The organism is Haloechinothrix halophila YIM 93223, assembly GCF_000504245.1.
Classification (GTDB): Bacteria; Actinomycetota; Actinomycetes; order Mycobacteriales; family Pseudonocardiaceae; genus Haloechinothrix_A; species Haloechinothrix_A halophila.
The window spans coordinates 1,070,677-1,096,265 of sequence record NZ_KI632509.1 but is presented as its reverse complement, the minus strand read 5'-3'; the positions used below and the strand labels follow the sequence as shown (position 1 = coordinate 1,096,265).

Genomic DNA, 25,589 nt, shown 5'->3' with positions numbered 1-25,589 from the left:
GGGCCAGCTCGTCACACGGATTCCCCGACCTCGACGATCATCTCCACCTCAACCGGCGCGCCGAGTGGCAGCTCAGCGACACCGACAGCGGAGCGGGCATGCTGGCCAGCATCGCCGAAAACCTCGCCAAGCAGCTCGGACGCACCGTTGACGACACCGGGCTGGCCGGTGAAGCCGTCAGCGGAAGCTACGAAGCCGACGACCTTGACCACCCGGACGATCGAGTCGATGCCGACGAGGCTGTGCACGGCGGCGAGCGCGTTCAGTGCACAGGTGCGAGCGTGCCCCTTGGCTTCCTCCGCGCTGACCTCGCCACCGACCTTGCCCGCCACCGCGAGCTGGCCGTCGGTGATCGGCAGTTGGCCCGAGGTGTAGACCATGTTCCCGCTGCGAGTCGCGGGCACATACGCCGCGACCGGCGGAACCACCGTCGGCAGGTCGATATCCAGCTCGATGAGCCGTGCGCTCCAGCTCATCGGCGCTCAGCCCTTCGGCCGCTTGAGGTAGGCGACGTGCTGCTCACCGGTCGGGTTCGGCAGCACGGTGACCAGCTCCCAGCCGTCAGCGCCCCACTGGTCCAGGATCTGCTTGGTCGCGTGGATCAGCAGCGGAACCGTCGCGTACTCCCATGTGGTCGCGCTCATGCACCTGTCCTCTCGTTGCCTCACACGCCGGCGGGCTTGCTCCGCACTCAGTACCACTGATCACGTTGCCACCGGTGCCGGTCGCGAGATTAGTTGTTCTTTCCCGCAGCCTAGCGAGCCAGGCCGCGCTGGTGCGTGTCCCCCGCGCCTGTCACTTCAGGCACGCCCGGCACCGGCGTGACCATAGGGACGGGTTAGGTTGTCCGGTATGGACGCGTGGCGGATCTTCGCGACGGCGCTGTTCGTCGCTGCCGGGATCACGCTCGTGCTGCTGACGATGGCCAAGGTGCGTGAGCGGACCGGCTCCGGCGGGCAGACAGCGGTCGCGGGCGCCATCGGCGTCGCCGCGATGCTGGTCACCGGTGTCCTGATGGTCACAGTACTGCCCGCCGCCGTGACCTGGACGATCGTTGTCGTGGCGGGCGTCGTCGTCACCGCGATGGTGCTGGCTTCCTGAGCCCGCGCGAACGCCCTTCACCCCAATCGGTGCATTGACCGGTTACTCTGTCGGCCGTGACAACACCGCTCGGAGGCTCCGGCTGGACTCGAGAACTCAGGCGGGCTCGCTTGCATTTCGTGACCGGCAAGGGGGGAACGGGGAAGACCACGGTCGCCTCGTCGCTCGCCCTCGCACTCGCCAGCGGCGGACGCAGGGTGCTGCTGGTCGAGGTCGAGGGCAGGCAGGGCATCGCGCAAATGTTCGACACCGAACCCATGCCCTACGGCGAGCGGCACCTCGTCTCCGCGCCGGACGGCGGCGAGCTGTGTGCGCTGCACATCGATGCCGAGGCCGCGCTGCTCGAGTACTTCGAAATGTTCTACAACCTCGGCTTCGCGGGACGCACGCTGCGCAGGATGGGCGCGATCGAGTTCGCGACGACGCTCGCGCCAGGGCTGCGGGACGTGCTGCTCACCGGCAAGATCAAAGAGTGCGTGACCCGCAGGGAGTCCGACGGCCGCCACAGCTACGACCACGTCGTCGTCGACTCCCCGCCGACAGGGCGCGTGGTGAAGTTCCTCGACGTCACCCGCGCGCTCAGCGACATCACCAAGAGCGGGCCGATCAGGGGGCAGGCAGAGGGTGTCGTGAAGCTGCTGCACTCCCCGGAGACGGCGGTGCACCTGGTGACGCTGCTCGAAGAGATGCCGATCAGGGAGACGCTGGAGGCCATCGACGAACTCGTCGAGGCGAAGCTGCGGCCCGGCGCGGTGCTGATCAACCGGGTGCGCCCGCCTCGGCTGCCCGCCCGCTCGATCAGCGCGGCCGCCGACGGCAGGGTCAACACCTCACGGGTGCGCTCCGGCCTCGAAGCCGCTGGTCTTGATCTCTCACCCGATGTGCTGGACGGCCTTGTGGCCGAGACGGTGGAGCACGCCATCCGGATCGCCACCGAGCGTTCGGCGATGGAACAGCTGGGCGAGGCCAACCAGCCGCGCATCGAGATCCCGGACATCACGGAGGGCGTCGACGTCGCGTCGCTGTACGAGATAGCCGACCTGCTGGTCGAGAAGGGGGTGCGGTAACGATGGCGCAGGCGAAGCACCTGGACATCGACACCCTGATCGACAACCCGAAGACCAAGGTCGTCGTGTGTTGTGGCTCCGGCGGCGTCGGGAAGACGACGACAGCGGCGGCGCTCGCGCTGCGCGCCGCGGAGCGCGGCAGGACGACGGTGGTGCTGACCATCGACCCCGCCCGCAGGCTCGCGCAGTCGCTCGGACTCGAAGAGCTGGGCAACGTGCCGAAGCGAGTCGAGCTCAACGGTTTCGAGCCCGCCGGTGAGCTGTGGGCGATGATGCTGGACATGCGTCGCACGTTCGACGACATGATCATCGCGCATTCCGAACCGGGCCGTGCCGAGGAGCTGCTGGCCAGCCCCTTCTATCAGACAGTATCGACGTCCTTCTCCGGCACGCAGGAGTACATGGCGATGGAGAAGCTCGGCCAGCTCGTCGCGGACGGCGAGTGGGACCTGATCATCGTCGACACCCCGCCGAGCCGGTCAGCGCTCGACTTCCTCGACGCGCCGAAACGGCTGTCCAGTGCGTTGGACAGCAGGCTGATCAAGCTGCTGACCAGCCCGGCCCGCGCGGGCGGCTGGGGTGTCCGCAAGGCGTTCACCGCAGGGCTCGCGATGGCGACCAAGGCGATCTCCACCGTGATCGGCGGGCAACTGCTCACCGACGCATCGGCGTTCATGCAAGCGTTCAACAGCACGGCAGGCGGGTTCAAGGAGCGCGCGACCAAGACGGCGGAGCTCCTACGCTCGCCTGGCACGTCGTTCCTGGTGGTCGCCGCCCCGGAGCCGGATGCGCTGCGCGAGGCGAGCTACTTCGTCGAGCGGCTGTCCGAAGAGTCGATGCCGTTGCAAGGGCTGGTGGCGAACCGGACCCATCCCGTGCTCGCCGACCTGCCCGCCACCAAGGCGCTCGCCGCCGCTGAGTCGCTTGAGCGCGAGGGCAACGGCCCGCTCGCCGCAGCCGTGCTTCGGCTGCACGCCGACCGGGCCACCCTTGAACAGCGAGAACAGCGCCTGCTCGCACGGTTCACCCGCGCCCATCCCGGCGTTCCCGTCGTCGGCGTGCCAGCGCTGCCAGGCGACGTCAACGACGTGGCCGGCCTGCGAGTGATCGGCGAGCGGCTGTCCGGCAACGGCACCGCGCGGTGAATGACACCGTCGCCGCATCCCATGCGGGCACAGCGTCATTCACCGCACCGAGCATCGGATCGACTTAGCCGACTCGAGCGGGCTGCTCCGCGTCGCCGTGCTCCCGCCGGGCCTCTTCGAGCAGGTCACGCCATGACTGGACGTCCGGCCTGCGACGCAGCAACGCGCGTCGCTCCCGCTCAGTCATGCCGCCCCAGACGCCGAAGGTGATCCGATTGTCCAGCGCTTCGGCTAGACATTCGGTACGAACGGGGCAGGCCATGCAGACCAATTTCGCCCTGTTCTGCTCGGCACCCCGGACGAAGAGACCATCCGGATCGGTGTCGCGGCAGGCAGCGGCCATGCGCCAGTCCGGCTCTGTGCTGTTCATACCCCCAGCTCCCTCTGCTGTGTCATGCTCACTTCTCCGCCAACGGCGCTCCCCGGCGCCAGTACGTGAGACGTTGACGGACTGTAGAGCCCGTTGGTTCCCCTCGCCAAGCTGGGTGATCCAAATTCATGCCGTCGTAACAAGCAGGGCCTGATCGTTCTCGGCCACTCGCACTACCCCGCCAGCCGGGCGCGACCCCGGCGGGAGGACGTAACATCGGGGACGTGCGTAAGACGGATGGCATCTTCAAGTTGCTCGGACTGTGCCTGCTGGCAGGCGTGCTGCTCGCGGGCATGCTGTTCCCATTCGTCGGGGGACTAGGTGTCATGTCCAACCAGGCGAGCGCGACCGTCGACAACACCTCGACTGAGCTGGCGAACGTGCCACCGCCCCTGGTCACGACCGTGACCGACGCCAACAACAAGCCCATTGCGACGCTGTATCAGCAATACCGCATCCCCACCGCGAGTGATCAGATCTCGGACGCGATGAAGTGGGCGCTGATCTCGATCGAGGACAAGCGCTTCTACGAGCACGACGGCGTCGATTGGAAGGGCACCGCGCGTGCCGCCATCAGCAACACGCAGGGTGGCGACACCCAGGGCGCGTCGACGCTGACACAGCAGTACGTCAAGAACTACCTGATCAACGTCGTCTACTGGAACGACAACAACCCGAAGCACATCATCGGCAGGCAAAAGGCCCAGGAACAGACCATCGCGCGCAAGCTGAAAGAAGCGCGGATCGCCGTCCAGCTCGAAACCAAGATGAGCAAAGAGGAGATCCTCACCGGATACCTCAACATCGTCGAGTTCTCCCGCCGCATCTTCGGCGTCGGCGCTGCCGCCCGCGCGTACTTCGGTGTCTCGGCGAAAGAGCTGGACGCCGCGCAGGGTGCGCTGCTGGCGGGCATGGTCAACAACCCAACCGCGCTCGACCCGTGGAATCACCCGGAGGACGCGAAGAAGCGGCGCAACCTCGTGCTGGACAAGATGGTGGAGAACCGCAAGCTCAGCGAAGAGGATGCCGAGAAGCTCAAGGACGAGCCGCTCGGCGTGCTGCCTGGCGGACCGAGCAAACCAGCGGCCAACTGCGTCGGCGCAGGTCCTGACCACGGCTTCTTCTGCCAGTACGTGGAGGACTACCTGCTGCGCGCCGGGATGGACAAGGACGACCTCTACACCGGCGGTTACACCATCAAGACGACGCTCGACCGCAAGGCGAACCAGCACGCTAAGGACTCCGCCGAGTTCCAGGTGAGCAAGACCGAGCCCAACGTCGCGAACACGCTGTCACTGGTCAAGCCAGGAAAGAAGCGACACAAGGTGGTCGCGCTCGCCGCCAACAAGGACTACGGGCCGGACAAGAGCAAGGGCCAGACCGTCTTCGCGCTGCCGTCGGATGTCAGGAACGTCGGCGGCGGTGGCTCGACGTTCAAGATCTTCACAGCGGCGGCGGCCATGCAAGAAGGTGTCGCGGGCATCTTCGACAAGATCTCCGCACCCAACTTCCACATCTCGCCCGTGTTCACCGCGGAGGGCCAGACCTCGTGCCCCGGGAACCCGCAGTACTGCGTGCAGAACTACCCGGGAGCGAGTTTCGGTAAATCCATCACGCTGCAGGACGCGCTGGCGAAGTCACCGAACACGGCGTTCGTGATCCTGGAAGAGAAGACGGGCATGGGCCCGGTGGTGAACATGGCCAAGAAGCTCGGCCTGCGCCGCTCGATGGCAGCCAACGGCAATGGAGCGCCGCCTGACCCTGACGCGGAGAAGCTCGAGGTCAGGCTCAGCCAGGCCGAGGTCTACAAGCCGACCGAGAACCATCCGGGCGGTGGCTCGTTCACGCTTGGACCTGCCGCGGTCAGCGGGCTGGAACTAGCCAACGTCGCCGCGACCATCATGAGTGGTGGCGTATGGTGCCCGCCGACGCCGATCGCCAAGGTCACCGACCGCAACGGCAACACGGTCAAGATCCAGGAAGAGCCATGCGAACGGGTTATTCCGGAGGCGCTGGCGGACACCCTCGCCGTCGGGCTCGGTGTCGACCACACCAGGGGTACCGCGCGCGGCGCAGCCGCGAAGGTCGGCTGGGCTCGACCGATGATCGGCAAGACCGGTACCGCACAGGGCGCCAAGGCATCCACGTTCGTCGGCGCGACGCCGCAGCTGGCCGGCGCGGCGATGGTGTTCCGGCCAGATAACCAGCTCGGCAGCCTCTGCTACGCGGGGCCGGGAAACGTACGGGCGTGCGAGGAGGGAGCCGGAAACATGCAGGGTGCCAGGACCCCGGCGGACACCTGGTTCGGCGCGATGAAAAAGATCCACGCGAACCTGCCGAAGAAGGACCTGCCGAAGCCGCATCCGAAGTACGCGAAGATGCACGAGGATGAGGATGAGGATGGCTAGTTTAGCCAGTCATGGAGGGGAGTGACAGCTCTCGATCATCGAGCTCGACAGGCGTCCCCGAACGTGAGTGAGCGAGCTTGGTCGCATGTACGTCGTCATGATCGTCCTCTACCTCTACCTGCCGATAGCGGTCATCTCCGTCGCCCTCGCCGCTCTGAAGTGGCGGTCCCCGCGTTCGCGCGCCCGTGCTATGTCGGCCCACCTGGTCGCGTCGTTCGCGCTCATCGTGTTTCTCGACGGGCACACGGCAATGTGGGCGATGGCGCTGTTTCCGGGAATGTGCCTCTCCGTGTTCCGGCTCACGATCGCCCTCATCGAGCTGAATGAGCGACGGCGAGTCGACTCCTCGCTCCGGGACCGACCGCTACCGTGACGCGACGAGCTGGAGTCGGGCTGTGTCATCATAAGCCCGCTTGGTCGAGTGGATTCCTACGTCCGTCCCCGTCACGTGGGTCGGCAACGGCACAGGCACGCACGCTCGGAGACACGTCACCCCAAGGATGATGATGAAACGCCTCTTGACGGGGACAGCAGCGGTGGCCGCTGCGACACTCGGATACGCCGCAGGCATCGAACGGCGACGCTTCACCCTGCGCACGGCAGAGTTGCCCGTCCTCGCCCGCGACGCACGGCCGCTGCGGGTGCTGCACGTCTCCGACCTGCACATGCTGCCCGGCCACACCGCCAAGCAGCGCTGGGTGGCCTCGCTGGCCGAGCTTGAGCCGGACCTCGTCGTCAACACCGGCGACAACCTGTCCCACGCGGCGGCGGTGCCCGCCGTGCTGCGCGCGCTCGGGCCGCTGCTTGACTTCCCAGGGCTGTTCATCTTCGGCAGCAACGACTACTTCGGGCCGAAACCGAAGAACCCGGCGCGGTATCTGTTCGAGAGCGAGGAGAACCGCAAGCACATCCACGGCCCGCCGCTGCCGTGGCAGGACCTGCGCGCGGTGTTCATCGAGCGTGGCTGGCATGACCTCACTCACACCAGGGAGACGATCACCGTCGCTGGACAGCGGCTCGTCGTGGCGGGCGTGGACGACCCGCACCTGCACTACGACCGGTACAGCGAGATCGCAGGCAAGCCGGACGCCGACGCGGCACTGCGACTCGGCATCACCCACTCACCGGAGCCCCGGGTGCTCGATCCGTTCGCCTCGGACGGCTACGACCTGGTCCTCGCCGGTCACACCCACGGCGGCCAGCTACGGGTGCCCGGTATCGGCGCGCTCGTCACCAACTGCGAGCTGGACCGCTCGCGGGCGCGCGGCGCGTCACGGTGGGGCTCGGACATGTGGCTGCACGTCTCGGCGGGACTCGGCACGTCACCCTTCGCGCCGGTCCGGTTCGCCTGCCCGCCGGAAGCGAGCCTGCTGACGCTGGTGCCGCGCGGCTCGACGTCCGCGGATCAAGCGGGGGAGTCCCGGTTCAACGCCGGAATCGGCGTCCGTTAGACTCGTTGACGGCCCGAGATACACGGCATCGGGGTGTGGCGCAGCTTGGTAGCGTGCCTCGTTCGGGTCGAGGAGGTCGTGGGTTCAAATCCCGCCACCCCGACGCAGAGAAAGCGGCCCAGGTCCACTACGGACTTGGGCCGCTTTTTCATGTCAGGGCCGCGCTTACGTCACGCGTCGACGTGACACCATCTACTCGTGACGAATCACCCTGAACCGACGGTGCCGGACAGCCTGTTCGCAGATCCAGCGGCCGAGGCCCGCTGGCGCGCCCGCTTCACCGCGGCGCGGATGTCCTCGCCAGAGTGGGCTCGCGACGAGCCCTCGGCCAACATCTACATCTCAAACCTCAGCGGCGTGTTCGAGATCTACGCCTGGGATCGCGCCACCGACGAGCACCGCAAGATCACCGACCGGCCGAACGGCACGGTGCACGCCACCGTCGCGCCCGACGGCAGCGCGATCTGGTGGTTCAACGACACCGACGGCGACGAGTACGGCCACTGGGTGCACGAGCCGTTCGCGCGGCACGACCAGGAAGACGCCGCTCCGGCGAGCCTGCCGGATATCCCTGACGGCTACCCGGCCGGCCTCGAACCCGGCCTCAGCGTCACCGCCGTCGGCGTGTCCACCGACGACGGCACCACGATCTACACCCACTCGGACGGCACCACCCGCACGGCGTATGCGAGCGAACACGACGCCGGAGTCGCGGCGCTGTCCCGCGATGAGGCGCTCCTCGCGATCAGCCACTCCGAGCACGGCGACTCCCGCCACCCCGCGCTGCGCGTGCTCGCCACGGACGGCTTCGGGCTGGTGGCCGAGAAGTGGGACGGGCCAGGCAAGGGCCTTGATGCGCTGGAGTTTTCCCCCGTCCCTGGCGATCAGCGGCTGCTGGTGCTGCACGAGCGGCACGGCAAGGAAGAGCTGCTGATCTGGGACGTCGCGCGCGACACCGAGACCGAGATCTCGCTCGACCTGCCCGGCGAGGTCGCCGCGACCTGGTACCCGGACGGGACCGCGCTGCTCGTCGTCCACTTCCACTCCGGTCGCAGCACGCTGCACAGCTACGACCTCGACACCGGCACGCTGACCGGCATCGACACCCCGCCCGGCAGGATCGGCGGCGCTGGTGTGCGACCGGACGGTGCGATCGAATACGCCTGGTCCAGCGCACAGACCCCGCCCGCGATCCGCACCCGCGCGGTCACCGGCGAGGACACCGTGCTGCTCACCCCGCCAGGGGAACGCGCGCCGGAGTCCGTCGCGATCACCGATACCTACGTCGACGGGCCCGGCGGACCGATCCACACGCTCATCTCCCGCCCCGCCGACGCGCCGGACGGCCCGCTACCCACGATGTTTTCGCTGCACGGTGGGCCGCACGCCGCCGACGAAGACCGGTTCTCCGCCTACCGCGCGGTCTGGGTGGACGCCGGGTTCGCGGTGGTTGAGGTGAACTACCGGGGCTCGACCGGCTACGGCTCGGCATGGCGGGACGCGATCGAGGGGCGTCCTGGGCTCACCGAGCTGGAGGATGTCGCCGCCGTCCACGACTGGGCCGTCGCCAACGGCATCACCGACCCCGCCAAGAGCGTGGTCAACGGCGCGTCCTGGGGCGGCTATCTCTCGCTGCTCGCGCTGGGCACACAGCCGGACCGCTGGGCGGCAGGCATCTCCGTGGTGCCTGTCGCGGACTACGTCACCGCCTACCACGACGAGATGGAACAGCTCCGTGCGTTCGACCGGGCACTGTTCGGCGGCTCGCCGGACGACGTGCCCGAGGTGTACCAGAAGTGCTCGCCACTGACATACGTGGACGACGTCAGCGCCCCGCTTCTGGTACTCGCCGGCGACAACGACCCGCGCTGCCCGATCCAGCAAATCGAGAACTACCTGGACCGGCTCGCCAAGCGCGGTGCGCGGTACGAGTTCTACCGCTACGACGCGGGCCACGGCTCACTCGTGGTCGCCGAGACCATCAAGCAGACCGCCATCGAGGTCGACTTCGCCCTCCGCACGCTCGGCTGATCACCGCAGAGCGAAGTCGACGACCTGCTCACCGATGGTGCGCAGTGTCGTCTCCACCTTCGCGTCGCTGGCCTGGCCGGTCTCGTCGAACTTGGTCTCCACCGAGTTCACCGCGCCGCCGAGCGGGGTCGGCCAGCCGCGGAGTGCGTGCACCGTCGTGCGGAGCTGATTCAGGGTCGTCACGGCCGCCTGCCAGCCGTGCGCGACGGCAACTGTGCCGACCGCGCGACCGTGGAGGTAGGGGCGCGCGTCGTGACGAAGGTCCTCGACGTAGTCGAGGGCGTTTTTCACCAGACCGGATGGTCCGCCGTGATATCCGGGCGACACCACGACAAGTCCATCGGCGGCACGAATCGCGGCCACGAGATCGCGCGCGGCGTCGGAGCGTTCGTCGATCGCGATGTCGTAGAACGGCAGCACGAGCCGCTCGCCTGTGATCTCCACAGTGCTCGCACCTGCGCTTTCAGCCCCGGCGAGCACGGCGCGCAACGCGTGTTCGGACTGCGAGCCCTCCCGAAGGGAGCCGCCGATGCCCACCACGGTGATCGCCCGGTTACTGGCCATGCCTCATTCTCCTCACATCGGCGCGTGCTCGCTCGAAAGCACCGTACGACTTCGAGCCCAATGGAGGTCCAGCCGACGTGTCCTTGCTCGCACTCCCACGGCGGCGCACGACCGTGCCAGACTGCTGATGACCAGCATTACCGCAGAGGAGGACACCAGTGCCGACACTCGCCGAGCGGATTCCGATCCCGGTGCAAGCAGCAACTATGCGTGCCGCGATGGCGTTACCCCACTCCGTCCGGCGGCTCTTGGCAGGCAGGCCGATCGAGCTCGACGGGCAGACACTCGACGTCGATGCCCAGCTGATGTTGCGGATCAACCAGTTCGCGGGAATCAGGCTCGCGGCCGCGTCGCCCGAGGCCGCACGGACTAGCCTCGACGGCTCGGCCAAGATCGCCGAACGCGTCAGCAAGCCGCCGATGCAGAGCAGACCGGTGCGCATCCCCGCGCGCGGCGGCGAACTGCACTCCCGGCTCTACATCCCGAATCACGTCGGCAAGAACGCCCCGCTGCTGGTGTTCTACCACGGTGGCGGCTGGGTGGTCGGCAACGTCGAGACCCACGACGACACCGTGCGTTTCCTCGCGCAGCATGCCGGGGTGCGGGCACTGAGCGTCGACTACCGGCTCGCACCGGAGCACCCGTTCCCCGCCGCGGTCGAGGACGCCATCGACACCTATGACTACGTCGTCGCCAACGCCGAGGCGCTGGGCGCCGACCCGAACCGGATCGCGGTGGGCGGAGACAGCGCTGGCGGCAACCTCGCGGCGGTCGTCGCGCAGCAAGCCAAAGACACCGGCGGCCACCTGCCCGCGTTCCAGCTGCTGATTTACCCCGAGGTCGACTTCGTCAACCGACGGGCGTCCCGGGAGCTCTTCAGCGACGGCTTCTTCCTCACCGACGACGACATGAACTGGTTCGAGGGCCACTACGTGCCGGAAGGCACCGACAAATCCGACCCCCGGCTGTCGCCGTTGCTCGCCAAGGACCTCAGCGGACTGCCGCCCGCCGCCGTGATCACCGCCGGTTTCGATCCGCTGCGCGATAACGGCGAGGCGTATTACGACGCGCTGAAAGCGGCGGGTGTGCCGGTCACGCTGCACCGGCATTGGGACCTCATCCACGGTTTCGTGAACCTGCTCGGACTCAGCTCTCGGTTCCGCGAAGCGACGCTGGAAATCGCCGGTGTGCTGCGAACGGGGCTCGATTTGACCGCGAAATAGCGGAATCCGGCGCCGGGGCTACCGGCGCCGGATTCCTTCCCCCATCAGAAACGCTCAGAATAGCGCTGACGGGAGCATTATGGCGTTGGCACTGGGAGCCCACCGCCGTCGCCGCCTTCGGTGACGTCACCGACGTCTGGTGCCTCGGGAGCGCCACCGACGTCTGGTACGCCTGGAACCCCACCGACACCGAGGTCAGACACCGACGGCACGCCGCCGAGGATGCTGTCGATCAGGGCCGACAGTGTGGTCAGCAAGCTCTTCAGCAGCGACCGCAGCAACGCGACCGGGTCGGGCAATCCCCCGATCCGTGCCTGGACCTCCGCCAGTGCGGCCTCGACTTCGTCGGTTTGCGCCGATGCCTGTTTGGCCAAGGTGACGGTCTCGCTGGAGATCGAACTACGTTGCCCGCTGACGATGCCGGTGACGAGTGTCTTGGTCTCGTCGAGGGCGAATCCCATCGCGGTGAAATTGGACTGTTCCATGGTGTCGGCGAGTTCGACGCGAAGCTCGCTGAGATGGCCCGCGACATCGACCATGCTGGCTGAACTGGAACCGGTGCCGATGACGTCGTCCGACGGACTTGCCCCTGCGACTCCCGCGCCAGTCACCGAAAGGATGCTTCCGGTCGCGATAATGGCAATCGTGCGAGCGATTTTGCCTTTCATTGCGTACTCCTCACAGCGTCCGTGTCCGCCCTGAAATGGGCTGTATGTGGCGCTGGAATAATCCGTACTCCTCGGTTGAGCCGATCACTACTCGCGCTCACCACTCCGGTGGACGGCACGCTGGAAGAATTGATGACCCCCGGTCGGCGGGACCCCCCGGAACGAATGAGCCGCAAGCACCCACACGGGAGGCGGAACAACTACTTTGCGCAAACAGTTCGGCGTGCTTTCACACCGACCTCACTCGACAGCGGCGGGTACCTCACCTGAGTAGGTCATGTTGATCTACAGTTACGACCAAGATCACCCACAAGGCTTGATCATCCTGATCGGGCAACCGCGGCATGCGCGAGTCCCCGGTATGGGGCGGCGAGTTCCGAGTTCGGCAGACTGAACCACGTGCGAATCCCCACCGCGATTGACGTCGACACCGCCGCCACCCGCGTCCACGGCCACGTCCGGCGCACCCCGCTGCTGCGCACGGAGGTAGGCGGCCGAGAGTGCTTGCTCAAGCTGGAGCACCTCCAACGCACCGGTTCCTTCAAGCTCCGAGGCGCGCTGAACGCACTGACCAGCGGCGAACGACCGGAGCAGGTGATCACCGCATCGGGCGGCAATCACGGCCTCGGGGTCGCCACCGCCGCGAAGAGCCTCGGCCTGCCCGTCACGGTGTACGTGCCGGAGACCGTGCCCGAGATGAAAGCGCGCCGCATCGAGGAGGCGGGCGCCACCCTGATCCGGCATGGCGCGACCTACGCGGAGTGTGCTGCCGCCGCGCACGATGCCGTCGCTCGAACCGGCGCCCGCTACGTCGAGGCGTACAACGACCCGGACGTCATTGCTGGTCAGGGCACCGTGGCGCGAGAGATCGCACGGGAAGCGCCCGATGTGGACACGGTCGTGGTCGCCGTTGGCGGTGGCGGACTCGCAGCGGGCACCACGCTCGGCTCGGAGGGCAGGACGACTGTTGCCGTCGAACCGCACGGCTGCAGCTGCTTGCACCAGGCGTTGTCGGCGGGCGATCCGGTGGACACCGACGTCGACTCGGTGGCCGCATCCGCGCTGGGCGCCACCAGGATCGGTGACGTCCCGTTCGAGGTGCTGCGCTCGGCCGACGTCACCTCGGTGCTCGTGACCGACGACGAAATCCTCGCCGCGCGCGACCTGCTGTGGGAGGAGTTCCGCCTGGCGGTGGAACCGGCAGCGGCCGCGCCACTCGCGGCGCTCGTGGCAGGCCGCGTGCCGGGCGAGCTGCCGTGCCTGGTGTTGTGCGGCGCGAACGCCACATGGACGCCCTCAGCCTGACGAGGCACGATTACCCCCATGGCTCGCACCGACCTGACCTTCACCTCGCACGGCACCGACTGCGCTGCCTGGCTGTACCGGCCGGACGGCGAGGGCCCGCACCCGATCGTCGTCATGGCGCACGGCTTCTCCGCCACGCGCGAGCTGCGCCTCGACGCCTACGCCGAGCGGTTCGCCACGGCAGGCATCGGCGTGCTGCTGTTCGACTACCGGCACTTCGGCGCGAGCGGCGGCGAGCCGCGTCAGCTGCTCGATATCGGCAAGCAGTTGGACGACTGGCGCGCGGCGATCGCGGAGGCCCGCAACATCGACTGGGCCGACCCGGCGCGGGTGGCACTGTTCGGCTCGTCGTACTCCGGCGGGCACGTCGTCTCGCTCGCCGCCGAAGACAAGCGGATCGCCGCGATCGTGGCACAGTGTCCGTTCTCCGACGGACTCGCGACGTTGCGTGCGGTCGGCCCAAAGCACGCGGCGTCGCTGACCGTGCACGCCCTGCGCGACCAGGTGAACGCCGCTCTCGGCAAGCCGCCGCACTACCTGCCCGCCGTCAGCGACCCCGGCAGCCCAGGCGCTATGACCACACCCGACGCCAAACCCGGCATGATGGCGCTGGTGCCGCAGGACACGGTGTGGGAGAACCGGGTCGCGGCCCGCATCGGCCTGCGCGTGCCGCTGTACCGGCCGGGCACGAAGGCCAAGCGTGTGCAGTGCCCCGCGCTGTGGTGCATCACGGACGAGGACACGCTCTGCCCCGCCGACAACTCCGCCAAGTGGGCGGAGCAGGCCCCGCGTGGCGAGGTGAAGCGCTACCCAATCGGGCATTTCGACATCTACGTCGGTAACAACTTCGAACGCGCGGTGAGCGACCAGACCGAGTTTCTGCGCCGCCACCTGCTGCCGGAGTAGACGTCGCTCATCGCGTGCGTGACGGCTCGCCACGAGTGGATCATGAGGCGTTCTGGTCGCCATAGCGACCGCAACGCCTCATGATCACCGCGGTCGTGCCGCGGAGCGCAACCCTGGCCGCCTGATTACGCCGCTGGCAGCCCCATCAGATCGGCCATGCATTCCACCGCGTGATCGAAGAACTCGTCTGCGGGGTCGGCGCTGCCGACCAGGTGACCGAACAACTCGAAGCTGACCATGCCGAACAGCTGCGTCCACGCGACCAGCGCCTGCGCGAGCACCTCCGCTGGCACGCCCGGCGCGATGGTGTCGGCGACACGGCCTGCCTGCCCGGCAAGCCCGGGCGGCAACGACGGCGCTCGCACCGGACGCAGCACATTCGCCTCCCAGCCATCGGCCAGCAGCTGACCGAGCACGGCCGCGACCCGGCTCGCGGGCGCGATGGTCTCCTCAGGGGCTCGGTAACCGGGCACCGGCGAGCCGTAGACCAGCGCGTACTCCTGGGTGTGCTGCCGCGCCCATGACCGGACCCCTGCGCACATCGCCTGCCATCGCGCACGGATGTTCTCGCGCGGCACATGATGCTCGACGTGCTCGACCGCGGCACCGAGCGAATCATAGGCATCGATGATCAGCGCGGTCAGCAAGTCGTCGCGACTGGGGAAGTACCGGTAGATCGCTGACGAGGCCATTCCAAGTTCACGGGCGATCGAGCGCAGCGACAACCGCTGCGGACCTTCGGCGACGACTTGCCGCCTGGCCTCCGCCTTGATCTCGCGAGTCAATTCGTCGCGTGCGCGCTGCCGCGCCGTTCGGATGGCGTTCATAGCGCGTCAGTGTGCCACAACTGCGATGGATGTTCCTGTTTGTGAGCACTGCTCTTGACTTGACCACTTCTTGACGAGAACACTGTCCATAACAGTGAGCACTGATCTCTAAGGAGAGACATGGCCGCGACACACCACAACGCTCCCGGCAAGCTGGCCCGGACATCCAACGCGGTCGTAGCCGCATTGCTGCGGTTACATGTCCCGCTCTTCGGCGCGCGCGTGCTGGCGGTGCGCGGACGGACCAGCGGCGAGTGGCGCACGGTGCCGGTGAATCCGATCGACGTCGATGGCGTGCGCTATCTGGTCTCGCCGCGTGGGCAGACTCAATGGGTGCGCAACCTGCGTGCGGCAGGCGAGTGCGAACTGCGCCGGGGCAGGTCAGCGTGGCAGTACGCGGCCGTCGAGGTCGCCGACGTCGACAAGCCCGCGATCCTGCGCGCCTACCTGGCCCGCTGGGAGTGGCAGGTGCGGCCGTACGTCAACGGCAGCACGGCGGACTCGACCGACGCGGAACTCCTCACGGCAGCCCAACGTCACCCCGTTTTCCGGCTAGCCGACCAGCCGCGCACATGAGGATGGACCGGTGCCGGCACCGACGACGCATGGATCCTGGCGAACCAGCCGCGCATGACACAGATTCCCCCAAACCGGACCACTCCCGGCACCGGATACGACACACTGGTCGGCATGCCCCGCACCTCCGGCGATCGCGCGCGTCCAGACCAGCCGACAACGGCACGGGACGTCGCGGGCATCCATGTGCTGCTCGACCTTTTCGGCGCAACGCATCTGGACGACCCAGGCCTGGCGGACGCGGCGCTACGTAAGGCTGCCGAGGCGGCGGGGGCCACCGTGCTGTCCAGCCACATCCACGAGTTCGCCAGCACCGGCGGTGTCTCCGGCGTCGTCGTACTGGCGGAGTCGCACATCAGCATCCACACCTGGCCGGAGCACGACTACGCCGCACTGGACGTCTTCCTGTGCGGCGACGCCGACCCGCGCCACGCCATCCCGGTGCTCACCGATGCGTTCGGCCCGGATCGGATCGAACTGTCCGAGCACCACCGGGGCAAGGGCGTCGTGGCTGGTTGAATCGAGCACGCGGGGCGTCGGCATCACCGTCGGCTGATCCGCACCCTCAGTACGTCACCCACTCCTCACCGGCGTACTCCAGAATTCTGGGCCGCATCAGCGTCGACGGCAGGACGTCGACCTGCCTCCTGTCGACCGGGAACACTCCGGCGGCACGCAGCGTGGCCGTGTCCAGCGAGCGCAGCCGGAGCCCATCGGCCAGCCGCAGTCGCGGACGACGGTCGACCGCCGCCAGGTGAAAACCCCAGTCACCGAAGCTGGGCACCGAGACGTGGTACGGCCTGCTGCGCCACCCGGCCTCCGCCATCGACACCGCGATGGACCAGTACGACTTCGGCGCGAAGTACGGTGACCCGGACTGCACGGCGACCGTCCCGCCTGGTGCGAGCGCGTGGCGCAGCAGTGTGTAGAACTCCACCGAGTACAGCTTGGCGGTAGGCGTCGAGTCAGGGTCAGGCATGTCGACGATGACCGTGTCGAATCGCTCGGCATTGTCCCGCAGCCACTGGAAGGCGTCCGCCGTGGTTACCCGCACCCGATCGTCGGCAAGAGCGTCATCGTTGAGGCTGGTCATCCACGCGTCCGAGCGGGCGAGCGAGACCACCGCGGGGTCCAGTTCCACCAGCCGCACCCGCTCCACCGAGTCGTACCGCAGCACCTCGCGCAGCGCGAGGCCGTCCCCGCCTCCCAGGATCAGCACCGATCCCGGACGCGCCGCCATCGCCGGATGCACCAGCGCCTCGTGGTAGCGATACTCGTCGACCGAGCTGAACTGCAAGTCGCCGTTGAGGTAGAGCCGCGTATCGTCCGAACCGGTCAGCGGTGACGACTCGGTGATCACGATCTCCTGGTACGGCGTGCGCTCGGCGTGGATCACCGGGTCGGCGTAGAGCGCTTGCCGCGCGGCATACTCGTAACGCCCCGCGAACACGAACGTCAACATGAGCACGCCGGTCACCGCCATCGCGGCCACCGTCAGGCCGTACCGGGCAAAGCGGCCCAGCCTGCCGCGAAACACGGTCAGCACCAGGCCAAGGCCGACGACGGCGTTGAGCGCACCGACCAACAGCGCGCCCCGGATCTGCCCGAACATCGGCAGCAGTAGGAAGGGAAACGACAACCCGCCGAGCAGCGCGCCGATGTAGTCGGCCGCCGAGATGTCGGCTACCGCCGAACCGGCGTCCTGTCGCCGGATGCGCTGCAGCAACACCATCAGCAGCGGGATCTCCGCCCCGATGAGCAGCCCCAGCAGGACGGCGATCACGATCAGCGCGGGCGTGTAGAGACTCAACCACGCGAACGCGCCGTACAGCAGCAGCACGCTCAACCCGCCGAGCAGCGCCAGCGCGATCTCGACCCCCGCGAACGCCGCCTCGGCCCAGCGCTGGAACGGCTTCGCGGCCAGCGCGCCGACACCCATCGCGAACACCATGATCGACAGCACCAGCGAGGCCTGCCCGATGGTGTCGCCGATGAGGTAGCTGCCCAGCGCGACCAGCGCCAGCTCGTACACCAGCCCGCAGGCGGCGCACACGAACGCCGCGAACAACACGGCGGTCCGCGCCAGCCGCTGCCGCGTGCTCGACGCCTGCGGTACGTCGTCCGGCGGCCGCTCCGGTGCCTCGGCCGCGGTGACCGGCTCCGCCACGTGGATCAGCTCACGGACGCGGCGATGATCGCGCTGATCGCCAGGTGCACGGACGCCGACACCCACGCGGCGGGATGCGGCTCGGGGCGAGTGAGAATCTCGCCGAGCCTGCCGGGCGTCGCCAGGTCGAGCAGCACAAAGGCCACCGACATCAGCACCAGGCCCATCATGCCGTAGAGCAGGGTGGACAGTAGCCCGGCTGCCAGGCTGTCCTCGCTGGTCAGGATGGCCGTCGTGACGACGACCCCGACGCCAATCAAGCCGGAGGACAGCAGCACGGCGGCGTTGGGATTGCCCCGCGCCCAGATCAACTCGCGCAGCTTGCCTGGCGTCGCGAGATCGACCAGCAGGAAGCCGAGCGCCATCAGCAGGGTGCCGACGGCGCCGTAGGCGATGGTGGCCAGCAGGCCGTTGCCGAGTTCCAGCATGTCGTTGGTCCTTTGTCGTCCGGAGTCTCAGGGGTTGGTCGATCAGCTGGTTGGCGGCGAGCCCTCGCCGCTCGACGTCTTCCGCGACATCACGACGCCGGTCACCACCGCGCCGACCGCGCTCAGCCCGAACAGCCCGATGCTGACGATGCCGGTGATCGGGAAGTCGGTGCCTCCCGCGTCGGGCAGCGGCCGCGCCGTCGCGGTCGCCGCGCCGTTCGTGTCCGCAGCGGTGTCGTCGACGGGTTCCAGCTCGCCAGCCTCGATCAACAGCAACGGCAGCGCCAGCGCGGCGTGACCTGTGGCGGCGACCGGGTCGTCGACCATCACCTCCCGCGTGATGCCGAGTCGTTCGAAGTCGGCCTCGCTCAAGCTGTTCACCGCGGGGTGATCCGGCGAGCCGAAGACCTCGATACCAGCGGCGTCATTGAACTCGCTGCTCTCACTGGTGTAGCCGACACTCAGCCGCACAATGGCATAGCTCTCGCAGGTGCTCGCGTCGATATCGGGGCCTCGACTCGAACCGGTCTGCGCGATGTTGGTCGAGCCATCGAGCAGCGACCAGCCGAAGCACATGCCGTGCCGCTGCTCGGCATCGGCGAGGTCGCCTGCGAGGTTCTCCGCGTCGACCGACGTGAACCGTGGGATCGGCGCTCCGTCGTAGTACATGGCTGACGAGTACGGGTCGACCTCGGGGTCGACCGTGCACCCGCTCAGCGCCATCGCGGCCACCGCGAACAGCAGTCCGCTCACGACCCAGCGCAGCCGCCGCATCATTTCCCGCTCCCCGGTCCCCGGCCACGGAAACTCTCGCCGTGCGGTGACGACCAGCCCCAGCTACCGCCGAGGAAGTAGTAGTAGGTGCGGTAGGCGCGGTCGTCGTCCATGACCCGGATCAGCGAGCCAGGCCTGCGCGGCGTGATGATGATCGCGTCATCGGAGTAGCGCAGGTAGATACCGGAGTCGTCGACATACTGCGTGACCGGACGCCACTCGCCGGCGATCCTGTCCGCCACCTTGCTCGGCGACTGGCTGGATGTGTAGGTCACGTCATCGCCGTTCCCGCTCATGCGAGTGAACTCCTTGGCGACGTAGCCACGAGGGCTCATACCGGAGAACACGAACATGTTCAGCGCGATGACCCCGCCGATCACGGCGAGGACTCCCGCGATGACGAACCAGAATTTGCTGCTCACTGGTCTTCCCCCGCCGACGTGTCCGGATACACCCGCACCTCGTAGCGCGAGAGCACCTCACCGACGCTGACCGTCCACGTGCCGGTGCCAAAGTCCTCCAGCGCGAGGCGGGCCTTGCCGTCGCCCTCGTAGTCGCGGTACTTCACCGTGCCGGACGGGTTCAGCCCCGTGGTGCCCTGGCCGGTGAACCGCGCGGTGCCGGAATCCGTCAGCCGGTAGATCGTGCCCGCGAGCTCGATGGTCTTGTCCGCCGACACCGATTCACCCGGCACATCGGTGAAGAGCACCAGTTCCAGCTCAGGGTCCTCCTCGACGGACAACCAGGCGTTGTGTCCCTCCGCCGTCTCAAGCAGGTGTTCGTCCCAGGTCCACGCGCCTTCGGCCATGTGCAGGCTGCCCCTGACCGCGTACGAGGTGCCCCTGATCTCGACGAGCGCACCCGGCGCGAGCTTGCGCGGGTCGCCGCGCACCGCATCGGTGTCGGCCGAGTGGAACGGGTCGGCCGGAGCGGTCGCCTTCGGCTGGGCCTGCCGCTGCTTCGTGCGCAACACCAGCACGATCGCCACCACGGCCAGCGCGATCAGCACGAGTACCAGCACGACGAGCAACGCTTCCGGCATATGTACTCCCCAGTGAATCCGGGCCTGCGGCCAGGCTCGGATGCCGCCCGCCGCGATGGCCAAATGCCGGGCTCACCCTACCCACGCGATAACCGGTTCGGTGACGGGTATGCGCAATTTTGATCCCGGTTCGCGACCGCGCAGGCGTCCGGACCCCGATGCACTTGGCACCGGAGCCGGACGCGCCGCGCGGTCAGCCCTTGACGCAGACGACCTGCTTGAGGTGGGCGACGACCTCGACCAAATCGGTCTGGGCGGCGATCACGGACTCGATGTCCTTGTAAGCGGCGGGAATCTCGTCCACCACGCCGCCGTCCTTGCGGCACTCGACGCCCTCGGTCTGCGCCGCGAGGTCGCTCTCGGTGAACGTCTTGCGCGCCTTCGTCCGGGACATCGCCCGGCCAGCGCCGTGCGCGGCGGACTGGAACGACTCAGCATTACCCAAGCCACGCACGATGTACGACCCTGTGCCCATCGACCCCGGGATGATCCCCAAGTCACCGGCACCAGCCCGGATCGCGCCCTTCCGCGTGACCAGCAACTCGACGTCGTCGTAGCGCTCCTCCGCGACGTAGTTGTGATGGCAACTGATCGCATCGTCGAAGCGCACCCACGGCACAACGCTGGCGACGGACCGCTTGATCAGCGCCACCATCGTCGCCCGGTTCCGGGCGGCGTACTCCTGCGCCCAGAACAGGTCCCTGCGGTACGCGGCCATCTCGGGCGTGCCCGCGAGGAACACCGCGAGGTCACGGTCAGGCAGGTCCGCGTTGTGCGGTTGCTTCGCCGCGATCTCCATGTGGCGCTGTGCGAGCTGGTTTCCGATGCCACGCGAGCCGGAGTGCAGCATCAGCCACACCCGTCCGGCGTCGTCGTCGCCCTGCTCAAGACACACCTCGATGAAGTGGTTGCCGCCGCCGAGGGTGCCCATCTGGTTGCGGGCCTTGCTCCACATCTTCTGCACGCCGCCGTGCAGCTCGCGAAAGCCGCGCCAAAACCGGTCCCAACCGCCAACGCCATGCACTCGCGCTGGATCGACCGGCGCCTTGTGTCCCGCGAAGCCCACCGGGACGGCGTCCTCGATCGCGCGCCGCAGCCTGCCGAGGTCGTCCGGCAGATCATCGGCGTACAGCGAGGTGCGCACCGCGCTCATCCCGCACCCGATGTCGACGCCGACGGCCGCGGGCGAGACGGCGTCGCGCATCGCGATGACACTGCCGACCGTGGCGCCCTTGCCGAGGTGGACGTCGGGCATCACGGCGAGGCCGTGCGTCCACGGCAGGTTCGCGATGTTGTGCAGTTGGCGGAGAGCGGCGTCCTCGACCGTGCTCGGATCGGTCCACATGCGGATCGGCACGCGGGCGCCACCTACTGCGGTATGCATGACTGCCCCTTCCCTTGCTGCCGCTGCGGTGCCTCAGAATCCGCGACGCACGAAGCCATCACAACTGGTTTTCCCGCTCTGACCTGCGAGAAAACCAGTTGCGGCGATGTGTGTTCCGCCCTACGGACACCGTAAAGGGAAGGTCAGGTCCGCTCTCGCTCCTCCACTCTCCGGTACGGCACACCCGGTGGTAGGCATCGATCACGCCGGACTCCGGCAGCAGCGGCGGCACCGGGCCGCACTCCTCGAATGGGGAACACGCGGCACCGGAAGTCGGAACTCGCGCGCGCCCGGAACGGGCAACTCGCGCGAGATAAGGTGCGACTCGCGCGGCTGCGCCGCCTTACTGCTGGGCGATGAGCTCCGCGATCTGGACCGTGTTCAGTGCGGCGCCCTTGCGGAGGTTGTCGCCGGTGACGAACAGCGCGAGGCCGCGACCATCGTCGACGCCCGGGTCCTGCCGGATGCGGCCGACGTAGCTCGGGTCGTTACCCGCCGCCTGCAGCGGCGTCGGGATGTCGGACAGCTCCACGCCGACAGCGCCGTTGAGCAGCTCCGTCGCCCGCTCGACCGACAGCGGCCGGGCGAACTCCGCGTTGATCGACAGCGCGTGCCCGGTGAACACCGGAACCCGCACGCACGTACCGGAAACCCGCAGCTCGGGAATGTCGAGGATCTTGCGGCTCTCATTGCGGAGCTTCTGCTCCTCGTCGGTCTCGAAGGAGCCGTCGTCCACGATCGAGCCAGCCATGGCCAGCACGTTGAACGCGATGTTCCGCGCGTACTTGGACGGCTCGCCGAGCTCGACGGCCGAGCCGTCGTGGGTCAGCTTCGGCGCGTCCGATCCTGCCGCCGTGATCTGCTCCGCCAGCTCATCGACGCCGGCGAGCCCGCTGCCGGACACCGCCTGGTAGGTGCTGGCGATCAGCCGCACCAGGCCCGCTTCGTCGTGCAGCGGCTTGAGCACCGGCATCGCGGCCATGGTGGTGCAGTTCGGGTTGGCGATGATGCCCTTGCGGGCCTCCTTCACCGCCTGCGGATTGACCTCGCTGACGACCAGCGGGACCTCGGGGTCGAGCCGCCAGGCCGACGAGTTGTCGATCACCGTCACGCCCGCCTCGGCGAACCGGGGCGCTTGCGCCTTCGACGTCGAGCCGCCCGCGGAGAACAGCGCCACATCGAGGCCGGACGGGTCTGCCGTCTCCGTGTCCTCGACGACGATGTCCTTGCCGCGCCACGGCAGCGTCTTACCTGCCGAACGTGCGGACGCGAAGTACCGGATCTCGTCGACCGGGAAATCACGCTCTTCGAGCAGCCTGCGCATCACGGCGCCGACCTGGCCGGTCGCGCCGACAATACCGATCCGCATCAGCGACCACTCCCCGCGTAGACGACGGCTTCCTCGTCGCCACCGAGGTCGAATGCCTCGTGGATGCACCGCACCGCGTCCTCGACGTCGGTGTCGCGGATCAGCACCGAGATGCGGATCTCCGAGGTGTTGATCATCTCGATGTTGACACCCGACTCGGCGAGCGACTCACAGAACTTCGCCGTGACACCGGGGTGCGAGCGCATCCCAGCGCCGACCAGCGAGACCTTGCCGACGTGGTCGTCGTAGAGCACCGCGTCGAATCCGGCCTCGTCCTTGATCTGCTCCAGCGCCGCGACGGCCTTCGGGCCGTTGTCGATCGACAGCGTGAAGGTGATGTCGGTGACTCCGGACGAGGTGCGCGAGGCGTTCTGCAGCACCATGTCGATGTCGATGTTGGCGTCGGCGACCGCCCGGAAGATCCGCGCCGCCGCGCCCTTGTAGTCCGGCACGTCGGTCACGGTGATCTTGGCTTCTGACTTGTCGTGCGACACGCCGGTGATCAGCGCCTGTTCCACGGGAATCTCCTCGATCGATCCGGCCACGAGCGTGCCCGGTTTGGTGCTGTAGGACGATCGAACCCGCAGCGGCACCCCGTAGCGCCGTGCGTACTCGACCGAACGCAGATGCAGGATCTTCGAACCGGTCGCGGCCAGTTCGAGCATCTCTTCGTAGGGAACGGTGTCCAGCTTGCGTGCGTCCGACACGATCCTCGGGTCCGCGGTGTAGACCCCGTCGACGTCGGAGTAGATCTCACACTCATCGGCCTTCAGCGCCGCCGCGAGCGCGACGGCCGTCATGTCCGAGCCGCCGCGGCCGAGTGTGGTGATGTCCTTGGTGTCCTTCGAGACACCCTGGAAGCCCGCGACCAAGGCGATGTATCCCTGATCGAGCGCTTCCGTCACTCGCGTTGGTGACACCTCCACGATGCGGGCGTCGCCGTGCGCGGCCGTGGTGGAAATACCAGCCTGCGACCCGGTGAACGACCACGCTTCCGTGTCGAGTTTGCTGATGGCCATCGCCACGAGCGCGTTCGAGATGCGCTCACCGGCGGTGAGCAACATGTCCATCTCGCGCTCCGGCGGGTCCGGATTGACTTGGCCTGCCAGATCGAGCAGTTCGTCCGTCGTGTCACCCATCGCGGAACACACAACGACAACGTCGTTACCTGCGTTTTTGGTTTCCACGATGCGTTCGGCAACGCTTCTGATGCGATCCGCGCTCTCCAACGACGATCCGCCGTACTTCTGGACTACGAGCGCCACTGCGCGCCAACCTCCTCCAACGGGAGCGCCCAGGCCCCAGTCCTTGTATCGGGGCGGGCGTCGTCCCTGTAGCTGAACCAAGGGTACCGGCCGACCCAACCCGAATGCGGTACCGATGTGGCACCGACCACTTTCCGTGCACCCATGTGCGCGGCTTCTACCAGCCGTGATGGGTTCGCGATGATGTCGTGCCAACGGCGTCGCACGCACCACACTAGGCTAGACGCACCAGCGTCGCCTACCTTCCGGAAAGCCCCGCAGTGAGTCCGACGGACACCGTAGCGCTCATCGAGCCGCAGTCAGCTTCGCGCGTGTCGCCGGCCCCAGCCGGTACGCCGCGCCGCGACCGCACCTCCCAAGCGCTGCTCGCGTTCATGCCCGCGCTGGTCTACCTCGTCGTGCGCCACATCGGCGTGCTGATCCTCGTCCTGCTCGCCGGTCCGAACAACACAACGGTGCACCGCTCGCTGACGGCGTGGGACGGCCAGTGGTACCTCGGCATCGCCACCGGCGGATATACCGATGCGCCGGACTGGCTGCTCGACGCACACGGCGAACGCACCGCGCAGACGCCACTGGCGTTCTTTCCCGGCTACCCGACACTGACCGGTTGGCTGGCCGATCTGACGTGGTTGTCCGTGGACACCGCCGCGTTCGTCGTCAGCATCCTCGCCGGGATCGCGGCGGCGTACGCGCTCGTCCACATCGGCATGCTGATCCGGGGCGGCTCCCGCCGGGTCGGGCTGATCCTTGTGGCCCTGTTCGCCGCGTCTCCGATGGGCGTCGTGCTGTCGATGACGTACTCCGAGGCCCTGTTCTGCGCGCTCGCCGCGTGGTCGCTGGTGTTCGTGCTGCGGCGGCAGTGGGTGTGGGCCGGCGTGCTGTGTGCGTTGGCCGGGCTGGTGCGACCGAGCGGGCTCGCGCTCGTCCTCGCGGTGGGCGCCGCGGCCTTCGCCTGTGCGATGGAGCTCCGCCGCAGGGGCGGCCGTCCGGCGTTGCGTCCGCTCGCCGGTCTCCTGCTCGCACCGGTGGGCCTGGTGGGGTACCTGTGGTGGGCTGGCGCGCAGATCCGGCAAGGGCAGGGTGTCCTCACCCAGCTCGGCGGCTGGAGCGAACTGCAGCAGCAGGGGTGGAACTCCGCGTTCGACGGCGGTGCCGCCACGCTGCGGTTCACGGGCGAGGCCATCGCGCGTTCGGAGTCGGTACACGAGGTCGGCACGGTCATGGTGCTACTCGCCGCCGTCGTACTGGTGGTCGTCGGGTTCGTCCGCCGGGTGGAGTGGCCGCTGATGATGTATGGCCTCGGCGTGCTGGTGATGGACCTCGGTTCGAACGGACTGATGAATTCGAAGGCGAGGCTGCTGCTGCCCGCGTTCACACTGCTCATCCCCGTCGCGCTCGGGCTGGCTAAGCGCAAACCGGCGACGACGCTGGTAGTGCTGGCCGCGGTGACCGTGGTGAGCGGCTGGTTCGGTGCGCACGCGCTTGTCACCTGGCCGTACGCGATATAACTGGAGC

27 protein-coding genes and 1 tRNA gene are annotated in these 25,589 nt (G+C 67.9%); 14 read left to right on the top strand and 14 right to left on the bottom strand.

The window, feature by feature from the left end; translation table 11 throughout:
• Nucleotides 1–11: 11 nt before the first annotated feature.
• On the bottom strand, nt 12–476 hold the full coding sequence (locus AMYHA_RS05125; protein WP_034268492.1) for a RidA family protein: 465 nt from the start codon (nt 474–476) through the stop codon (nt 12–14).
• A gap of 6 nt (nt 477–482) precedes the next feature.
• Nucleotides 483–644, bottom strand: a complete 162-nt coding sequence (locus AMYHA_RS26830) for a DUF4177 domain-containing protein (RefSeq protein ID WP_157361826.1) — start codon at nt 642–644, stop codon at nt 483–485.
• Between the two features lie 208 nt (nt 645–852).
• Between AMYHA_RS26830 and AMYHA_RS05120 the strand changes: the two genes are divergently transcribed.
• From AMYHA_RS05120 to AMYHA_RS05110, 3 genes are read left to right on the top strand one after another with little or no spacing between them, the layout of a single operon-like run.
• Nucleotides 853–1,101: a hypothetical protein gene (locus tag AMYHA_RS05120; RefSeq protein ID WP_034268489.1), complete on the top strand. Its 249-nt coding sequence runs from the start codon at nt 853–855 to the stop codon at nt 1,099–1,101.
• Between the two features lie 56 nt (nt 1,102–1,157).
• Nucleotides 1,158–2,168 carry an ArsA-related P-loop ATPase gene (locus tag AMYHA_RS05115; protein ID WP_034268487.1) on the top strand — a complete coding sequence of 337 codons (1,011 nt, stop codon included), beginning with the start codon at nt 1,158–1,160 and terminating at the stop codon, nt 2,166–2,168.
• A gap of 2 nt (nt 2,169–2,170) precedes the next feature.
• Nucleotides 2,171–3,313 carry an ArsA family ATPase gene (locus AMYHA_RS05110; RefSeq protein ID WP_034268484.1) on the top strand — a complete coding sequence of 381 codons (1,143 nt, stop codon included), beginning with the start codon at nt 2,171–2,173 and terminating at the stop codon, nt 3,311–3,313.
• Between the two features lie 64 nt (nt 3,314–3,377).
• Here the strand turns inward: AMYHA_RS05110 and AMYHA_RS05105 are convergent, their stop codons facing one another.
• Entirely contained in the window at nt 3,378–3,683 is a 306-nt protein-coding gene (locus AMYHA_RS05105; RefSeq protein WP_034268481.1) for a WhiB family transcriptional regulator, read from the bottom strand.
• Nucleotides 3,684–3,907: 224 nt separating this feature from the next.
• Between AMYHA_RS05105 and AMYHA_RS05100 the strand changes: the two genes are divergently transcribed.
• From AMYHA_RS05100 to AMYHA_RS05080, 5 genes are all read left to right on the top strand, one after another.
• The gene (locus AMYHA_RS05100; RefSeq protein ID WP_034268478.1) at nt 3,908–6,091 is read left to right on the top strand and encodes a transglycosylase domain-containing protein; all 2,184 of its coding nucleotides are present in this window, start codon (nt 3,908–3,910) and stop codon (nt 6,089–6,091) included.
• Nucleotides 6,092–6,158: 67 nt separating this feature from the next.
• Nucleotides 6,159–6,464, top strand: coding sequence for a hypothetical protein (locus AMYHA_RS05095; RefSeq protein ID WP_157361823.1), 306 nt, complete (start codon nt 6,159–6,161; stop codon nt 6,462–6,464).
• Nucleotides 6,465–6,597: 133 nt separating this feature from the next.
• Complete coding sequence (locus AMYHA_RS05090; RefSeq protein WP_051399555.1) at nt 6,598–7,542, top strand: metallophosphoesterase; 945 nt, start codon at nt 6,598–6,600, stop codon at nt 7,540–7,542.
• Between the two features lie 29 nt (nt 7,543–7,571).
• Nucleotides 7,572–7,645: transfer RNA gene (locus AMYHA_RS05085), tRNA-Pro, on the top strand.
• Nucleotides 7,646–7,740: 95 nt separating this feature from the next.
• Nucleotides 7,741–9,573: a prolyl oligopeptidase family serine peptidase gene (locus AMYHA_RS05080; protein WP_034268474.1), complete on the top strand. Its 1,833-nt coding sequence runs from the start codon at nt 7,741–7,743 to the stop codon at nt 9,571–9,573.
• Here the strand turns inward: AMYHA_RS05080 and AMYHA_RS05075 are convergent, their stop codons facing one another.
• Entirely contained in the window at nt 9,574–10,137 is a 564-nt protein-coding gene (locus AMYHA_RS05075; RefSeq protein WP_034268472.1) for an NADPH-dependent FMN reductase, read from the bottom strand.
• Nucleotides 10,138–10,343: 206 nt separating this feature from the next.
• On the opposite strand from AMYHA_RS05075, the gene AMYHA_RS05070 reads away from it, so the two are divergent.
• Nucleotides 10,344–11,360: an alpha/beta hydrolase gene (locus AMYHA_RS05070; protein ID WP_051400331.1), complete on the top strand. Its 1,017-nt coding sequence runs from the start codon at nt 10,344–10,346 to the stop codon at nt 11,358–11,360.
• A 77-nt stretch (nt 11,361–11,437) separates the two neighbouring features.
• On the opposite strand, the gene AMYHA_RS05065 is transcribed toward AMYHA_RS05070, so the two are convergent.
• Entirely contained in the window at nt 11,438–11,971 is a 534-nt protein-coding gene (locus tag AMYHA_RS05065; RefSeq protein ID WP_157361821.1) for a hypothetical protein, read from the bottom strand.
• A gap of 456 nt (nt 11,972–12,427) precedes the next feature.
• On the opposite strand from AMYHA_RS05065, the gene AMYHA_RS05060 reads away from it, so the two are divergent.
• Together AMYHA_RS05060 and AMYHA_RS05055 are read left to right on the top strand one after the other, a co-directional pair.
• Complete coding sequence (locus AMYHA_RS05060; protein ID WP_084036829.1) at nt 12,428–13,333, top strand: serine/threonine dehydratase; 906 nt, start codon at nt 12,428–12,430, stop codon at nt 13,331–13,333.
• A gap of 18 nt (nt 13,334–13,351) precedes the next feature.
• Entirely contained in the window at nt 13,352–14,239 is an 888-nt protein-coding gene (locus AMYHA_RS05055) for an alpha/beta hydrolase (RefSeq protein WP_034268465.1), read from the top strand.
• A gap of 125 nt (nt 14,240–14,364) precedes the next feature.
• On the opposite strand, the gene AMYHA_RS05050 is transcribed toward AMYHA_RS05055, so the two are convergent.
• Nucleotides 14,365–15,066 (bottom strand): TetR/AcrR family transcriptional regulator, encoded by a 702-nt coding sequence (locus AMYHA_RS05050; protein ID WP_034268462.1) that lies wholly within the window; start codon nt 15,064–15,066, stop codon nt 14,365–14,367.
• A gap of 120 nt (nt 15,067–15,186) precedes the next feature.
• Here AMYHA_RS05050 and AMYHA_RS05045 point away from each other — a divergent pair, with 120 nt between their 5' ends.
• Together AMYHA_RS05045 and speD are read left to right on the top strand one after the other, a co-directional pair.
• Complete coding sequence (locus tag AMYHA_RS05045; RefSeq protein ID WP_034268459.1) at nt 15,187–15,642, top strand: nitroreductase/quinone reductase family protein; 456 nt, start codon at nt 15,187–15,189, stop codon at nt 15,640–15,642.
• Between the two features lie 114 nt (nt 15,643–15,756).
• Entirely contained in the window at nt 15,757–16,161 is a 405-nt protein-coding gene (speD, locus tag AMYHA_RS05040; RefSeq protein ID WP_196776841.1) for an adenosylmethionine decarboxylase, read from the top strand.
• Between the two features lie 46 nt (nt 16,162–16,207).
• Here the strand turns inward: speD and AMYHA_RS05035 are convergent, their stop codons facing one another.
• The 8 genes from AMYHA_RS05035 to AMYHA_RS05000 form a co-directional block, all read right to left on the bottom strand.
• Entirely contained in the window at nt 16,208–17,809 is a 1,602-nt protein-coding gene (locus tag AMYHA_RS05035) for a polyamine aminopropyltransferase (protein WP_084036827.1), read from the bottom strand.
• Nucleotides 17,810–17,814: 5 nt separating this feature from the next.
• The gene (locus AMYHA_RS05030; RefSeq protein WP_034268455.1) at nt 17,815–18,237 is read right to left on the bottom strand and encodes a DUF350 domain-containing protein; all 423 of its coding nucleotides are present in this window, start codon (nt 18,235–18,237) and stop codon (nt 17,815–17,817) included.
• Between the two features lie 42 nt (nt 18,238–18,279).
• The gene (locus AMYHA_RS05025) at nt 18,280–19,014 is read right to left on the bottom strand and encodes a hypothetical protein (RefSeq protein WP_051399553.1); all 735 of its coding nucleotides are present in this window, start codon (nt 19,012–19,014) and stop codon (nt 18,280–18,282) included.
• Nucleotides 19,011–19,433 carry a DUF4247 domain-containing protein gene (locus AMYHA_RS05020; protein ID WP_034268452.1) on the bottom strand — a complete coding sequence of 141 codons (423 nt, stop codon included), beginning with the start codon at nt 19,431–19,433 and terminating at the stop codon, nt 19,011–19,013. Before AMYHA_RS05020 ends, AMYHA_RS05025 begins: the two co-directional genes overlap by 4 nt.
• The gene (locus AMYHA_RS05015; RefSeq protein WP_034268449.1) at nt 19,430–20,053 is read right to left on the bottom strand and encodes a DUF4178 domain-containing protein; all 624 of its coding nucleotides are present in this window, start codon (nt 20,051–20,053) and stop codon (nt 19,430–19,432) included. Before AMYHA_RS05015 ends, AMYHA_RS05020 begins: the two co-directional genes overlap by 4 nt.
• A 193-nt stretch (nt 20,054–20,246) precedes the next feature.
• Nucleotides 20,247–21,437 (bottom strand): RtcB family protein, encoded by a 1,191-nt coding sequence (locus tag AMYHA_RS05010; RefSeq protein ID WP_034268447.1) that lies wholly within the window; start codon nt 21,435–21,437, stop codon nt 20,247–20,249.
• Between the two features lie 343 nt (nt 21,438–21,780).
• Nucleotides 21,781–22,806 (bottom strand): aspartate-semialdehyde dehydrogenase, encoded by a 1,026-nt coding sequence (locus AMYHA_RS05005; protein ID WP_034268445.1) that lies wholly within the window; start codon nt 22,804–22,806, stop codon nt 21,781–21,783.
• On the bottom strand, nt 22,806–24,071 hold the full coding sequence (locus AMYHA_RS05000) for an aspartate kinase (protein WP_034268443.1): 1,266 nt from the start codon (nt 24,069–24,071) through the stop codon (nt 22,806–22,808). The genes AMYHA_RS05005 and AMYHA_RS05000 overlap by 1 nt, the downstream gene beginning before the upstream one ends.
• A 311-nt stretch (nt 24,072–24,382) precedes the next feature.
• Between AMYHA_RS05000 and AMYHA_RS04995 the strand changes: the two genes are divergently transcribed.
• A complete protein-coding gene (locus tag AMYHA_RS04995; protein ID WP_231104632.1) occupies nt 24,383–25,582 on the top strand; it encodes a hypothetical protein in 1,200 nt (399 codons plus the stop codon).
• The last annotated feature ends 7 nt before the right edge of the window (nt 25,583–25,589 follow it).